The 15,128-nt window shown below is 30.1% G+C and carries 17 protein-coding genes; 5 read left to right on the top strand and 12 right to left on the bottom strand.

From position 1 onward, the window contains the following. Positions 1–570 (top strand): sulfite exporter TauE/SafE family protein (locus ACIQ56_RS07430; protein ID WP_397600438.1); only part of this gene is annotated, 570 nt, incomplete at its 5' end. A 6-nt stretch (positions 571–576) separates the two neighbouring features. Here the strand turns inward: ACIQ56_RS07430 and ACIQ56_RS07425 are convergent. The 6 genes from ACIQ56_RS07425 to prfB all read right to left on the bottom strand — a co-directional run bounded on the left by ACIQ56_RS07425 (position 577) and on the right by prfB (position 5,709). After that, entirely contained in the window at positions 577–993 is a 417-nt protein-coding gene (locus tag ACIQ56_RS07425; RefSeq protein WP_397600437.1) for a c-type cytochrome, read from the bottom strand. Positions 994–1,032: 39 nt separating this feature from the next. Beyond that, on the bottom strand, positions 1,033–1,140 hold the full coding sequence (locus tag ACIQ56_RS07420) for a cbb3-type cytochrome c oxidase N-terminal domain-containing protein (RefSeq protein ID WP_397600436.1): 108 nt from the start codon (positions 1,138–1,140) through the stop codon (positions 1,033–1,035). Further along, positions 1,130–1,288: a hypothetical protein gene (locus tag ACIQ56_RS07415; RefSeq protein ID WP_153418445.1), complete on the bottom strand. Its 159-nt coding sequence runs from the start codon at positions 1,286–1,288 to the stop codon at positions 1,130–1,132. The genes ACIQ56_RS07420 and ACIQ56_RS07415 overlap by 11 nt, the downstream gene beginning before the upstream one ends. Beyond that, positions 1,285–3,432 (bottom strand): cytochrome-c oxidase, cbb3-type subunit I, encoded by a 2,148-nt coding sequence (gene ccoN / locus ACIQ56_RS07410; RefSeq protein WP_397600435.1) that lies wholly within the window; start codon positions 3,430–3,432, stop codon positions 1,285–1,287. Before ccoN ends, ACIQ56_RS07415 begins: the two co-directional genes overlap by 4 nt. A gap of 557 nt (positions 3,433–3,989) precedes the next feature. Further along, the gene (locus ACIQ56_RS07405) at positions 3,990–4,526 is read right to left on the bottom strand and encodes an adenine phosphoribosyltransferase (protein ID WP_397600434.1); all 537 of its coding nucleotides are present in this window, start codon (positions 4,524–4,526) and stop codon (positions 3,990–3,992) included. Positions 4,527–4,568: 42 nt separating this feature from the next. Continuing rightward, positions 4,569–5,709 (bottom strand): peptide chain release factor 2 gene (gene prfB, locus ACIQ56_RS07400; protein ID WP_397600433.1). Its coding sequence is split into 2 segments (ribosomal slippage): positions 4,569–5,648 and positions 5,650–5,709, totalling 1,140 coding nucleotides; the frame shifts between segments, so codons are not numbered across the junction. Positions 5,710–5,876: 167 nt separating this feature from the next. Here prfB and ACIQ56_RS07395 point away from each other — a divergent pair. Together ACIQ56_RS07395 and ACIQ56_RS07390 are read left to right on the top strand one after the other, a co-directional pair. Next, positions 5,877–6,764, top strand: a complete 888-nt coding sequence (locus ACIQ56_RS07395) for an undecaprenyl-diphosphate phosphatase (protein ID WP_397600432.1) — start codon at positions 5,877–5,879, stop codon at positions 6,762–6,764. 36 nt (positions 6,765–6,800) lie between these two features. Continuing rightward, positions 6,801–8,009, top strand: a complete 1,209-nt coding sequence (locus ACIQ56_RS07390; RefSeq protein ID WP_397600431.1) for a 3-deoxy-7-phosphoheptulonate synthase — start codon at positions 6,801–6,803, stop codon at positions 8,007–8,009. A gap of 15 nt (positions 8,010–8,024) precedes the next feature. On the opposite strand, the gene ACIQ56_RS07385 is transcribed toward ACIQ56_RS07390, so the two are convergent. Then, the gene (locus tag ACIQ56_RS07385) at positions 8,025–8,579 is read right to left on the bottom strand and encodes a thymidine kinase (protein WP_397600430.1); all 555 of its coding nucleotides are present in this window, start codon (positions 8,577–8,579) and stop codon (positions 8,025–8,027) included. Between the two features lie 117 nt (positions 8,580–8,696). On the opposite strand from ACIQ56_RS07385, the gene ACIQ56_RS07380 reads away from it, so the two are divergent. Beyond that, positions 8,697–9,980, top strand: coding sequence for an NAD(P)/FAD-dependent oxidoreductase (locus ACIQ56_RS07380; RefSeq protein WP_397600429.1), 1,284 nt, complete (start codon positions 8,697–8,699; stop codon positions 9,978–9,980). Here ACIQ56_RS07380 and ACIQ56_RS07375 read toward each other — a convergent pair. The 4 genes from ACIQ56_RS07375 to ACIQ56_RS07360 all read right to left on the bottom strand — a co-directional run bounded on the left by ACIQ56_RS07375 (position 9,975) and on the right by ACIQ56_RS07360 (position 12,728). Further along, positions 9,975–10,778 carry a CheR family methyltransferase gene (locus ACIQ56_RS07375; RefSeq protein ID WP_397600428.1) on the bottom strand — a complete coding sequence of 268 codons (804 nt, stop codon included), beginning with the start codon at positions 10,776–10,778 and terminating at the stop codon, positions 9,975–9,977. The genes ACIQ56_RS07380 and ACIQ56_RS07375 overlap by 6 nt on opposite strands. 16 nt (positions 10,779–10,794) lie before the next feature. Continuing rightward, on the bottom strand, positions 10,795–11,643 hold the full coding sequence (locus ACIQ56_RS07370) for an HDOD domain-containing protein (RefSeq protein WP_397600427.1): 849 nt from the start codon (positions 11,641–11,643) through the stop codon (positions 10,795–10,797). Positions 11,644–11,795: 152 nt separating this feature from the next. Next, positions 11,796–12,149: a hypothetical protein gene (locus tag ACIQ56_RS07365; protein WP_397600426.1), complete on the bottom strand. Its 354-nt coding sequence runs from the start codon at positions 12,147–12,149 to the stop codon at positions 11,796–11,798. Between the two features lie 105 nt (positions 12,150–12,254). After that, a complete protein-coding gene (locus ACIQ56_RS07360; protein WP_397600425.1) occupies positions 12,255–12,728 on the bottom strand; it encodes a transglycosylase SLT domain-containing protein in 474 nt (157 codons plus the stop codon). A 296-nt stretch (positions 12,729–13,024) separates the two neighbouring features. On the opposite strand from ACIQ56_RS07360, the gene ACIQ56_RS07355 reads away from it, so the two are divergent. After that, on the top strand, positions 13,025–14,944 hold the full coding sequence (locus ACIQ56_RS07355) for a MutS family DNA mismatch repair protein (RefSeq protein ID WP_397600424.1): 1,920 nt from the start codon (positions 13,025–13,027) through the stop codon (positions 14,942–14,944). Here the strand turns inward: ACIQ56_RS07355 and ACIQ56_RS07350 are convergent. Next, a partial coding sequence (locus ACIQ56_RS07350) for a hypothetical protein (protein ID WP_397600423.1) occupies positions 14,941–15,128 on the bottom strand: 188 nt, incomplete at its 5' end. The two genes, ACIQ56_RS07355 and ACIQ56_RS07350, sit on opposite strands and share 4 nt — an antisense overlap.

Below are 15,128 nucleotides of genomic sequence, written 5' to 3'. Positions count from 1 at the left end.
AAAACTTGGCAATATTTTTTTAGCAGAGCACTAGCGTATTTATTTATCGGAGTTTTATCAGGATTATTTGGTTTATTTATATTTAAAGATTTTTTAAACCTATCAGCCAAAAAATTAGCAATTATTGTAGCTATCATTTCTGTATTACAAATTGTTTTTTTAATTAAAAAAAATAATATTGGCAATTCAACAAATATAAATAATTTAATGAATAAAATAAAGCGATATTCTCCATTATCGCACTCTGCAACACTTGGTATTTTGACAGCTATTTTACCTTGTGGTTTTTTATATAGCGCAGTAATAATGTGTGCATCATTTGCAAGTCCTATTTTAGGTGGAATTGGAATGCTTGTATTTGCGATATCTACTTCACCTATTTTAATTGGAAGTAAAGGAATCTTCAATTTTCTTTCAAGTAAAAGCGCTAACTTAACTAAATATATTTCCATTATTTTGCTTTTAATTGTAGCTGGATTAGCTCTTTTACGTGGTGGAGTATTTCATAATTTATCTTCATCTAACACGGAAAAAATCAACCAAGACATAAATAAAATAGATTGCCATTAATGTAACTTACCCGGTTTTCCTTCCGGTTTTTTTTGCGTCCGGGGGATTTGTACCTTGCAAGGATGCGATATAAACAACAAGCGCTTGAATCTTTTTATCACCTAAAATTGTTTTCCAACCAGGCATCCCTTTTTCAGGAACTCCAATTTGAATTGCATTTTCAACGCCTTTATAGGTATTATCTACAATCCAATAATCATCTGTTAAGTTAGGGCCAACTCCTCCTTGACCTTTTAACCCATGACAGGATGCACAATTTGCATCATAAACTTGTTTGCCACTTTCAATCATATTTTTATTTGTTAAATTTTGACTGTAATCAAATTCTCCGCTCCCTCCATTTTGTGAAGGAGTCTGACCAACAGAAGCTAAATATTCATTTTTTAGCGTATGACCGCCTTTATAAATATGATAATAAAGCATATATAAAGCACCAAAAAGAATTGTTCCATAAAAAATAAACTAAAACCACATTGGTACTGGATTATCTAATTCTTTTATTCCATCGAACTCATGGTCAAGAAGTTTAGGTGATTTCTTTTTGTCTTTATCATCTTTTTCATTCGTCATTTTTAGTCATTTCCTCACAATGTTTTATATAATTTTTACTTATAATATTACTCCATACCAGCCAGAAAATAAACATTATAAAAGTAACAACAAATACAGAACCAGCTATGACAACATCTGCATGCTCGGAAGCTAATTCACGTATCATTTCTTTTCTCCATCATTCTTTTTTTGAGATTCAACAGCTTCACGGCCATCAATACCTAATCTTTGTAAGTATGAAATGAGAGCAATTATTTCAGAAGATTTGTCAACATTAACACCTTGCTCTTGAATACCACTCGCTATTTTTTCAGCTTGTTTCCTTAAATTTTCATTGGCATTTTCTATATCCTCATTGGTATAAGGAACTCCTAGTTTTGCCATGACTTTAATTTTATCGCTGGTATATGAAGTATCTAATTTATCTCTAAGCAACCAATCATATTTAGGCATTGTACTTTTTGGCGTCATACTTAAAGGATCTTCCATATGTTTATAATGCCAAATGTCTCCATACTTTTTGCCAAGTTTTTGAAGATCAGGCCCTGTTGTTTTTGAACCCCAAAGATGTGGGAAATCATATTCAAATTCACCTGCTCTTGAATAAGGTCCATAACGCATTTCTTCTTCTTTAAATGTACGGATCATTTGTGAGTGACAGTTATTACATCCTTCACGTATGTAAATATCACGGCCTTCTATTTCTAATGGAGTATAGGGTTTTAATGTTGCAATTTTTTCTTCCGTAGAATGATTAATTAATATTGGTAAAATTTGAACAATACCACCAATAGAAACTGCTACAAGCGTTAACATTCCCAAAACAAGGCCAAGATTTTCTGCTGCTTTTTGAACAGATCCAAATGAAGTTTTATTATGTTCTATTTTAGAAAATGAATGAGCTTCTGCTAAAGTATCTGGTACTTTACCTGCAATTTTAATTGTCTTATATATAACAAAGGCACCTACAATTGTACCAAGTAAATATAAAGTACCACCTATTGCTCTGAAAAAGTAATAAGGAATAAATTTATCCATCATTTCCATGAAATTAGGATAAGTAAGTACGCCATCAGTTACACTTTCACGCATTAGCCCTAACATTAATCCAGCAATATACATTGGAATAACATAAACTAATATGCCAATTAAAGAAATCCAAAAATGAAAATTTGCTAATTTTTTACTATATAATTCAGTCTTATAAAGGTTTGGAACAAGCCAATATAACATTGCAAATAAAATATAACCATTCCACCCTAGAGCACCAACATGAACATGACCAATAATCCAATCGGTATAATGCAATACCCTATTTATACTTTTAAAAGATAAAATAGGACCTTCTAAAGTTGCACATAAATAAAAAATAGCCCCAGCAAGAAGAAACTTTGTAGAGGGATTACTTTTAACTTCACCCCACGCCGATTTAATCGTTAAAATAAAGTTAATGGCTCCACCCCAAGAAGGAGCAATGAGCATAATAGAAAAGACAACACCAAGGGATTGTATCCATTCTGGTAAAGCAGTGTATTGAAGATGGTGGGGCCCAGCCCACATATAAATAAAGATAAGTGACCAAAAATGGATAATAGATAATCGATAGGAGTAAATTGGCCTATTTACAAGTTTAGGTACATAATAATAACCTAATCCTAAAAACGGAGTTGTTAAAACAAAGGCAACCGCGTTATGTCCATACCACCACTGTACCAATGCATCACGAACACCTGAAAAAACGCTATAACTTTTTATAAACGAAACAGGTAATGAAATATGATTTACAATATGTAAAAGTGCTACAGAAATAATCGTTGCAATATAAAACCAAATAGAAACATATAATATTTTTTCTCTTCGAACCGCGATCGTCATAAAATAGTTTATTGCAAAAATGACCCATATAAGTGCTATGAGAATAGCAATGGGCCATTCTAATTCTGCGTATTCTTTAGATGTAGAAAGCCCTAGAGGCAAAGTAACAGCTGCTAAAACGATAATAAGCTGCCAACCCCAAAAATGAATACGGGATAATAAATCACTGTACATTCTTGTTTTAAGCAAGCGCTGCGAAGAATGATAAATACCCGCAAAAACTCCATTTAAACAAAATGCAAAAATAACAGCATTGGTATGCAATGGCCTTAATCGGCCAAACGTTAACCAGGGAAGGTCAAAATTAAAAGGCCTATAGAATAATTGGATAGCTATTATAACTCCAACCAGCATGCCTACAATTGCCCATATCATTGTAGCTGCTATAAACTTTTTGACTATATCATCATCGTATCGAAACTTTTCCAATGTCATTCATCACTCCATGTGCTCATTTTTAAAAGAAACGAAAAAGCACTTATCCATAAAAAATATTTCACAAAATAGTCTTCTATATCAAGCTTATTTAGCGGTTATTTTAGACTTAATATTATCATTATTGTCGTATTTTTGACATTGGTAATGATAATTAGTCTCATTATAATTATAAAATTATTATATTTAATTTTTTGATTATAAATTTTGGATACATTTTTGATTTTCAATATTTAACTTAAACAAACAAAATAAAAACCATATTAAAAAACTATCATCATCATTAATATTTTCAGAATAGTTTAATAGAATTTAGATAAATTAAGTTATAGTTTGAAATGTAAATTTTGTTGTTTTTCCTAAATAAATCTCTTAATATTTAATTTTTCTCAAAATTTAAATTAAAATAGATTTATTACCATATACAATGGTTATGGTAGCTTTAATCATCTACATTTCTGAAATTGAAAAACTAAAAAAGAAGATAGATTTGAAATTATTGATATAATTAAATTAGATGAATATAAAAATAAAATACTTAAATTATATAATATAAATTAAACTTTTATAAGACTTTGAATTTGAACATGTGGAGTTGTCTTTAATAAAGTTTCGCATCCATTTAAAAATGTAAGTTCAATTAAAAAAGTAAAACCAGAAACGATTGCACCACTATTTTGAATAATTTTAGCAGCTGCATTTGCAGTCCCACCAGTAGCAATAATATCGTCTACTATTAAGTAACGTTCGCCTTTTAATAGAGAATTTTTTTGAATTTCAATACTATCTGTCCCGTATTCAAGAGCATAAGATTCAGATACGACTTCTCCTGGTAATTTCCCTTTTTTTCTAGCTGCAATAAAAGGTAAATTTAATTCGAGTGCCAAAGGCATACCAAAAAAGAATCCACGACTTTCTATACCCACAATATGTTGTATATTTGTTAATTTAGCAAATTCCGCCATATGTGCTGTTACTTTTTTCATTAATTGAGGATCTTTAAATAATGGATTTATATCTTTAAATATAACTCCTTTTTTTGGAAAATCAGGAACGTCTTTAATAACAGAAAGCAATTCATTTTGAAGATTCATTTTTATTCCTCATGTTTATATTTGAAAGTATTTATTTATTAATTAATCAAGATCGTCGCTAGTACCACCCTTACCTTTAAATTGTCCAGCAGCAATTTGTCTTAAATACTCTAAACAAAAATCTTCAATATCACCATCCAGAACTACGTTTGGATCGCTACTTTGTGCAAGAGTTCTAACATCTTTAACAAGTTTATAAGGATGTAAAACATAGGATCGAATTTGAGAACCAAAAGTATTATCCATTTTAGAATCTTCTATTGCTTTAGATTCTGCTTGTCTTTTGTTAATTTCAAGCTCATAAAGTTTTGCTTTTAATAATTTGATACATGTTTCACGATTTTGAATTTGACTGCGTTGTTGCTGGCTTTGAACAACAATACCTGTTGGTAAGTGGGTCATACGAACAGCGGAATCCGTTCTATTTACATGCTGCCCACCTGCTCCACCAGCGCGATAAGTATCAATCTTTAATTCGCTATCTTTTATATCAATTTGAATATCATCATCAATTACAGGGCTCACAAAGACAGAACAAAAGGAAGTGTGTCTGCGGGCATTGGAATCAAATGGAGAAATGCGAACAAGACGATGCACTCCATTTTCCGATTTTAACAAGCCATAAGCAAACTCACCATCAATCGTAATTGTAGCATTTTTTAATCCCGCTCCATCACCTTCTAGCTCATCAACAACTTCAGCTTTAAATCCTTTTCGATCACAAAAACGAAGCATCATTCGTGTGATCATTTGAGCCCAGTCACATGCTTCTGTTCCACCTGCTCCTGCATTTATTGTTAAAATAGCACTATTTCTATCGGTTTCTCCTGATAACAAACGTTTGGTTTCAAGATTTCCAACTTCATTAGATAACTCTTGAATGGTTTGTTCTGCTTCTTTATTGGATTGATCATCTCCTTCTTCGCCAAATTCAATAGCAACTAAGGTGTCTTCAAATTTTTTCACAAGAGATTCGCAAGAAGTAATGCCATCTTCAATATTTTTCTTTTCTTTAAGAATTGTAGAGGATTTTCTTCTATCATTCCAAAAATTAGGATCACTATTGATTTCGGATTCAATTTCCAAAATTCTTTTTCGCTTTAACGGAGTGTCAAAGATACCTCCGAATAGGTTCAAACTTTTCGCGGATTTCACCTAATAAGGTGCGTTGTAATTCGCTCATTTTTAACTCCTAATTTTATCATTTTATAAATTAACACAAAAAAGAACCCGTCAATAATTTAGTTTAAAAGACGGGCTCTTTTTAAAATATTCTTGCCACTCCGTGGCCTTCAGGGAACGATATGGTATCTATTTCCAATGTGCAACTTTTTCTTTGGGGGAAATGCTATGACTGTTGCTTGCCCTGTCCCAGTTCATGGGCAGCTGATTGACTGTGGATTTGTCGATTTAGGTTATTTCAAAATTATTATTCTTGGTATCGTTCAAGGAATAACAGAATTATTACCAATAAGTAGCACAGCTCATTTGAGAATTGTTCCTTCTTTTTTAGGATGGAATGATCCGGGAACTCCTTTTACAGGAGCAGTGCAATTAGCAAGCTTTTTTGCAGTTATGATTTATTTTAGAAAAGAAATTTATAATATATTTATTGGAACATTAAAAAGTATCAAAACACGTGATTTTTCATCTACTGAATTCAGGTTAGGAATTGGAATTATTATCGGTACAATTCCTGTTGGAATTATGGGACTTATGCTAAAATCCGTATTAAATGCACCCAATTCACCATTAAGATCATTATATGTCATAGGAGTCGCCTGTATTGTAATGGGTGGACTTTTTATTATTGCTGAAAAAGTATGTAAACATGAACGTGATTTTAGCAAATTAACTTTTAAAGATTGTTTAATTGTGGGACTTTCCCAAGTTGCAGCTCTCATTCCAGGAGTATCTCGCTCTGGAGCAACAATTTCAGCAGGACTTTTCTTAGGCCTGAAAAGAGAAACTGCTGCTGCTTTTTCTTTTATTTTAGGAGTCCCTGTCATTGTTGCCGCTGGTTTAAAACAAATTCATGAAATGCACAATGCAGGGCTCACATCACATGGTTGGAGCGTTCTTTTTGTCGGTATTGCTACTGCTTCTGTTGCTGCTTTTTTAGCTGTTTTTGGTCTTATGAAATATTTAGAACAAAGATCAACACTTATTTTTGCCTGGTATCGTTTAGCTTTAGGGGTTATCCTTATTGTCTGTGCAAGTTTAAATATCATTGTTTAAATTGAATTGTTCTAGGTCTATTTTTAAAGGGAATTCATGAAATCCGACAATATGAAACCTTATTTGTTTGAAAACTGGCATATTAAAAGTTGGAAAGACTTTCTTTTATTACAACAACCAAACTATTCGGATTACACATTACTTTTAAACACATTATCAAAATTAAAAAGTGCAAATAAAATTGTCACTGAAAATGAAATTGATCAGTTAAAATATTTTTATTCAGAAGCTGAAAAAGGAAATATTTTTATTTTACAAGCAGGTGATTGTGCAGAAACTTTTGATAGCTGCTCCTTTAAAGATGTTAAACTAAGAGTAGAACATATTTTAAATTTAGCAAAAAATCTTGAAGATTCTATTCAAAAAAAAGTCATTGTTGTTGGAAGAATAGCGGGTCAATATGCAAAACCAAGATCAGAACCTTTTGAAACTTTAAACCATTATTCTCTTCCTGCATTTCGTGGAGATATTATAAATGGAATTGATTTTAATGAAATACAACGACAACCTGATCCTTTAAGACTTTTAAAAGCATATGAAAGCTCTAAAAAAACTTATGATTGGATTAAAGAAATTACGAATCATACTTTTTTTATTTCGCATGAAGCACTTTTACTAAATTATGAAACAAATCTTACTCATAAATCCATTTATTCTGATAAATGGTATAATTTCTCAGCTCATACTTTATGGCTTGGAGAAAGAACAAGAGAACTAAAAAGTGCTCATGTTGAATACTTAAGAGGGATATCGAATCCTGTTGGAATAAAATTAGGACCAAATGCAAATTACAAAGAAATGGTTTCACTTCTAAAATTATTAAACCCTCAAAATATTTCTGGAAAAATAAATTTAATTACACGTTTTGGAAATAAAAAAAATGATTTAAATCTTGAAAACCTGATTGATTATTTAAATCAATCAGGTCTTCGCTTTTCTTGGAGCTGTGATCCCATGCACGGAAATTCATATAAAACAAATAATGGATTTAAAACAAGAAATTTTGATGATATCATAAATGAACTTATTCATACTCATAAAATTCATAATAAATTAGGTTCCTATTTATCAGGTATTCATTTAGAATTGACTTATAAAAATGTTACGGAATGTATAGGTGGTTATAAAAATAAATTAAATGAAAATAATCTATCAGAAAATTTTCAATCATTTTGTGATCCAAGGTTAAATAAACAACAGAGTATCGATTTAATTGAATTATTTTTATTACAAAGAAATGAATAAAAAAATTAATTTAAATCAGTGAGCCATATGATGCAAACGGCATCTTGGTTCATAACTTTCAGAAGCTCCGACAAAAACAACCTCATTATCGTGAACAAGACGTTGGCTATAATAAGCATCATGGCCACATTTAGTACAAATTGCTGTTAATTTTGTTACCTTATTAGCCATAGCTAATAACTTTGACATACAACCAAAAGGTCTCTTTTTATAGTCTAAATCAAGACCTGCAACGACAACACGAATACCACGTTCTAATAATTCTTCTATATCTTCGCATATGGCATCAGAAAAAAATTGAATTTCGTCGATACCAATTACATTAATATCTGAGAGATCATGTAAAAATATATCTTTTGAATTTGAAATTAAAATAGAAGAAATTTTTAATCCATTATGACTGCATAATTCTTCTTGCGAATAGCGAATATCTGAGGAATGTTTAAAAACAAGTATTTTTTGTTTTGCAATAAAAGATCGCTTTAATACTCGAATCAGTTCTTCTGTTTTTCCACTAAACATACATCCACAAATTACTTCAAAAATTCCAACTTCCTTTTTTCTTTCCATTTTCCCCTCTTAAAATCAATATGACTTTATTTGGCTATTATAAATTTTATAAAATTGCAACTTGTTATATAAAATGGTTAACATACTAGCTGTACCTTTAATTTATGGGGTAGTTAAATGAACAATCACATAACTTCAATTCATGTCGTCATTGTTGGAGCTGGATTTGCAGGAATAAATGCCGCAAAAAAACTTGGAAACGCAAAAGGAATTCATGTTACAATTTTAGACAAAAAAAATTACCATCTTTTTCAGCCTTTATTATATCAAGTTGCAATGGCTGGTTTAAGCCCTGCCGAAATCGCTTCACCAATTCGATCTATATTATCAAAATATAAAAATATTGATATTGTACTTGGCAAAGTAACAAATATTAGCTTATCTGATCAGACTGTGGAAACAGATTTTAAAAAATATAATTATGATTACCTTATACTTGCTTGTGGAGCTACTCACAGTTATTTTGGAAAAAATGAGTGGGAAAATTTTGCTCCTGGAATGAAAACAATTGAACAAGCAACTGAAATTAGGCGAAGAGTTTTAACTGCATTTGAACTTGCAGAGCAAGAAATAGATCAAAATAAAGTAAAAAGTTACCTTACTTTTGTTGTCGTTGGCGGGGGGGGGGGGGGGCCTACAGGAGTTGAAATTACTGGGTCATTATGCGAAATTGCGCATTATACTTTAAATAAAGAATTTAAAAATATTGATCCTAAAAATACTAAAATTGTTTTAATTGAAGCAGGAAATAGAATTTTATCCGCTTTTTCTGAAAAACTTTCGCAACAAGCATTAAAAGATTTAAAAAATATTGGAGCAATAGTAAAAATTAATACACGAGTGAATAATATTACAAATGAAGGTGTTTGGATTGGAGAAGAATTTATTCCCTCAAAAACAGTAATTTGGGCTGCAGGAGTAAAACCTTCTGAAACAGGCAAACTGTTAGGAACAGAGCTTGATCCTGTAGGAAGGGTCTATATTGAATCAAATTTAAATTTAAAAAACCATGCAAATGTATTTGTACTTGGTGATCAATCCCATTGCAAAAATGAAAATAATATTCCTTTACCAGGATTAGCTCCCGTTGCAATTCAACAAGGAATTCATACTGCTAAAAATATAATTCGAATTGTTTCTGGAAAAAATTTAATTCCCTACCATTATTTTGATAAAGGGATTATGGCAACAATTGGGAGAGGCAGAGCTATTTCTGAATATTCTGGTATAAAAATGACTGGAAAAATTGCATGGCTAGCTTGGTTATTTGTTCATATATTATATTTAATTGGATTTAGAAACAAATTTTTCGTTTTATGCCAATGGATGTGGTCATATGTTACTTTTGGGAGAGGAGCCAGATTAATTACAAATCATGATTGGAAAAATAAAGATTCATAACTTCTCGTACATTGAATTTCCTAATGTCTTTAGATTAAAAGCTTTTGGATCTAGACTATCGCTATGACCAATTACTAAAACCCCGCCTTTCACTAAACGCATTACAAGTTTTCCAATAATTTCTTTAACTTTTTCTGGGGTGAAATAAATTAAAACATTTCTGCATACTATCACTTCGTAACAAGGTTGCATATTTTGTAACTTTACAAGATTATCTGTAAAAAAAGTACATCTCGCTTTTATATTAGGATCAGGTAAAAAAGAATCTTCTTTATCTATTTTTTTAACAAAATTTTGATAATTTGGAGCAATTTTAGCTAAATCTTTCATTGGATATAATGCTTTTTTAGCCATTTCAACAGACACAGGATCAATATCAAAAGCTTTATACTCATAATCAAAACCAGGATTCGCATTTCTAAAAGCTTCTAACATGAGGCCAAATGAATAAACTTCTTCACCTGTTGAACAGCCCCCAGAATGCATTCTAAATTTTTTTGTTCCTTTAAATTTATCTGTTAAAAGTGCCTCAAATTTTTTATAATGTGGCATTTCACGAAACCATTCCGTAGTATGAATGGTAAAAGCACTTAATAATTGTGCAAACTCTTGATCATTTGCAATTGCAGACTGCAAATATTGATCTAAACTTTCCGATTTTTTTACCTGAACCCTTCTTAAAACATTAGAAATAATAATTTCTCTTCTATAACTTCCTTGCTGGTAATTGCCAGTTACATTTTCAGCCATAGCATAGATTTTTTCTCTGTCTTCTGGGTTAAAATTATCAATAGCCATGACATTTTTCCTTTTATTAGGACGGCTGAATAGCAGATTCTGTTTCTAATGAGTTTTTAACAACTTCTTTAACTGCATCGGCTGACAATTCCATTCGCTTTAACATTGATAGTTCAATTTTGGTATCTCTTTTGTAATCCTTAAAGCCAAACCCATAACTATGAGCAAGAGTATCTGACAAAACTAAAATATCTATGAGTTTATTCATTTCATTTCCAAGATCTTTTCTTAATTCCATATTTTTAGTATCATGATATGAAATTAATATTTTCACTTTTTCAGGAATTTCCCAAGTGTCCAATGCTCTAAACGCTAATTTACTGTGTGGCTCTAAACCAAGTTGATTTTCAGTTGTTGCAAAATCTACTTTATTTTCAAGTGTATGCTTTGCCATTTGGGTAAAGTTTTCATTAAATAAACTTGCCGTAATTGCGAGTCCAACATCATGCATTAATCCTGCCATTTGCACTTCAGAGACAAAATCGGGAGCTATTTTTTTTGCAAAATTTGTACAAAGTAAACTGACAAAGGAACAGTGCCTAATGAAGCTATTAAATTCAAATGTTAATGAATCTTTAAAAACAAAGGTACTATCTAATGCATGCAAAACCATAATCTGTCTTAAATTATCATGCCCAATTCTAAATATTGCTGTTTTTAAATCACTTGTTGGAGAACCTTTTCCTAAAAGGAACAAACTTGAATTTGCTAGTTTTAAAATACTAGCTAAAATCGCAATATCACGGGACAAAGATTTTGCGAGTACACCTGTATCCGCATTTGGATTGTAGAGATAAACTAAACATTCTCTTGCAACCTGTGGCATTGCAGGCAGTTTAAATTCTTCTGGAAGAAACATTTTCATAAAAAATACTCTCTTTTTGGCATTTTATGAACAACATTAGAACTAGAAGTGCAATCGTCTTTTTTTTTATCTTGTTAACTAGGAAGTTTTTATCTATATTTAGAAATATATAAATAGGAAAGAATTATCTACATAAAAAATCTCATTTTTATTTAATGATGATTTTCTTCTTCATTCATATCTTGAAATAATTGACGAATAATAAATATGAGTACTAAAGTCATGCAAATAGCCGCTACCCAAGACCCAAGATATAAAGAAGCAATAATACTAGGTACAGTTAGAACAAGTCCATAAGCATTAGGGGCAACAGATTTTGCATTTTCATCTGTTCCAGCAATAGCATAAATAAATATCATAAGAGGAAAAGCAGTTGCTATAAACGCAATCCAAGCTTGATCAGGAATTCCAGCCTTATTAAACAGTGGAATAAGCTTAATAAGGCCAATAACAAGTGCAATAAAACTTAAAATTGAAGCTAGAGTAGAAAATATATTTTTTTTCATTTTTAACCCCTCATACCCAAAAATAATATAACAAAACAATTGCTCTTTTTTATATTACTCTATTTTATGGATAATAGCATTAAAAAGGATTATATATATCTCTAGTTACATTAACTGGTTATTTTTGATAATAACTTCAGCTAAAGTTTTAGTATTGTAATTTGGAATTTCATAAGCAAGACAAGATCTTTTAAATTTATTATACGTTACCCAAGCAGTAAGGCCTTGTTTTTTATAAACTTTAAGTGCACATCTTGCATTTTTTAAAGGATTCGACAAGTCGCTTTCATTTAAATTACAATCTTTCATCCAAATATCGTTAATCTGTAACAAACCGTGATCTTTAGTGTTATTTGTATTATGACGATTTACCGCATTTGGATTAAAATTTGACTCTTTTTCTGCCAAACAAGTTACAACAGGAACAATCTCTCTCGGGAATCCAGCTCTTTCCAGAGTATAGGCCACTTGTTCTTTTGTCATGGAGCGCTTATTACTAGATTTCACTCTTTTTGTTTGTTCACCTGCAAAAACATGAAAACTCGCAAACAGGGATAAAATTGCTATTAATAACTTCATTCAAACCTCTCAATCATAGTTAAACTATTGAATAATTTAACCAATTTAGAAAATAGCTTAATTTATAAGCATATTTTCTATGTAGCAAGACCCATGCCACACACAACTAGCTGATATTATAAACAACGAAACAAATGTTACCTTTTAAGGCGATAAAAAAGTAAACACATCTTGAAATATTGTCTAATTTTTAAACAAATGTTACATAAAACGGTTGTCTTGTCATAATTAGAATAATTATGATAGTTTTTTTTAAAGTGTAGAACACGCAATTTACTATTATGTGAGAAGCTATAATGGAAGATCATTCAAAATTAATGGACTCAAAAAATAGAGATCAAAAAAATCTGAAATTTGAAAATGCAAGAAAAAAATCTGAAAATTATGATAAAAAATTAAAAAGTTTAGATAATGTGTTTGCTTTATTTAGACTCATTAGTATTATTACTTTTTTAGCTGTTGTTGTCAGTTTATTTAAAAATCAATCCACTTCTACCAATTTTTTATTCATTGTTTTATTTTTAATCTATTGCTTAATAACTTCATGGATTCACAATATGATCCAAATGAAACAAAAAAAATGGAAAGCCATAAGTTTAAGCTATCAATTATCTATTTTAAGAATGGAAAGAAACTTTGAAAAAATAGAAAACGAAATTCCGCCATGGCATAAAGAATGCATTCATGTTCCCAAAGGACATATTTATTCAACAGATTTAGACATCCACTCACAATTATTTTTATTATTTAATACATGTTCAACAAAAATGGGATCAAGTAAATTATTTAAACTTTTTATGGAAGCAGGAATTACACCTTGCGACAATAAATCATCAAAAGAAAGATCAATAAAATCCAATTTATTAAGTAAACAAAGTATTTTATTAAGACGTTTTGAATCCTTAAGATTAGACGAGAATTTTTTACAAAAATTTTATAAAGAAAATGAAAAAAATAAAGAAAAAAATAATACTAGCAATGAAAACGAAACAAATCCAAAACAAAATATTTCTGATAATAAATTTCACTTCCATATGCGTAATTTATATTCTTTCGTTAATTTTTTAGCTTGGATTTTTATTTTACTTCCTACTCTTACAAATTTTATTCAAAATCCAAATGTTGAATCCCTTATACAGCCTTTGTTTTTATATTCTATGTTTTTACTATTTGGAGTTTTTATATTTACACCTGTCACAGAAAAAGCAGAAAAAATTTCTCAATCATCGAAAAAAATTGAACAAGTAATTAAAGCACTTTCAAAAAGTCAAAAATCAGTTGAATCCCTAAATTTATCATTTTTAGAGCCAAAATCTATTAAAGAAATAGACTCTTTAAATTTTTTAATAAACTTAATTTCATTAAGAGGTAATTTTATTTTTTGGATAACTTTGCATATCTTTTTTCCTTTTGATGCAATTATTTGTTTTGTAATTCAATTAAAATTAAAATCAATTGAACAAAAACTTCCTATTTGGGAAGAAGAGCTTTATGAATTTGATCTTTTAAGCAGTTTTGCAAGATTTCATTTAGAAAATTCTCACAGCCATTTTCTGACAGAGGAAGAACGAAACTTAGCAAGTCCAGATTACATCGAGTTTATAGACATGGGTCATCCATTAATTCCTGAATCTAAAAGAATTACAAATTCTCTTAAAATAAATAAAACCTCACCTGTTATATTATTAACAGGTAGTAATATGGCTGGAAAAAGTACTTTTTTAAGAACTTTTGGAATAAATGTTTTATTAGCAAATATGGGAGCACCTGTGTGTGCTTCCCGATTTATTGTAAAACCAAGCAGATTACTTTGTGCGATTCGAATTGATGATTCTTTATCAGATGGGACAAGTTATTTTTATGCAGAAGTAAAAAGACTTAAGTTTATTTTAGACTCTCTAGAAAGTAAAAACATAATTGAACCTGGTATTTTTTTAATTGATGAAATTTTTAGAGGCACAAATAATAAAGAAAGATATATAGGAAGTTTAAATATAATTCAGACCCTATTTAATAAAAATTCATTTGGAATTATTTCAACTCACGATTTAGCTTTAGCTGATATGAATCAATCTGATACCAGATTAAGAAACATGCATTTTAGAGAGCATGTAGAAAATAATAAATTAATTTTTGATTATTTAATTAAAGAAGGGCCATGTCCCACTACAAATGCCTTATTTATAATGAAACAAGAAGGGCTTCCCATTCCTTAAATTGGAGAAGAAAGATTCATTTTTATCGTTTTTTTAGATGCATCTGATTTACAGAGTTTTTCAACCCAATTAATTTGTTTTAGGCCTAATTTATTATCAGAATAATCCTTACAAACATTTTTTAAAAATGGATTTCCATTAGCTAGAATTAATGTATTTGGATTAAACTGAAATAAAGGCTTAG

The sequence above is a fragment of the Silvanigrella sp. genome, from assembly GCF_044369315.1.
In the GTDB taxonomy this organism is placed as follows: Bacteria; Bdellovibrionota_B; Oligoflexia; order Silvanigrellales; family Silvanigrellaceae; genus Silvanigrella.
This window is presented reverse-complemented; position numbering and strand designations above follow the sequence as displayed.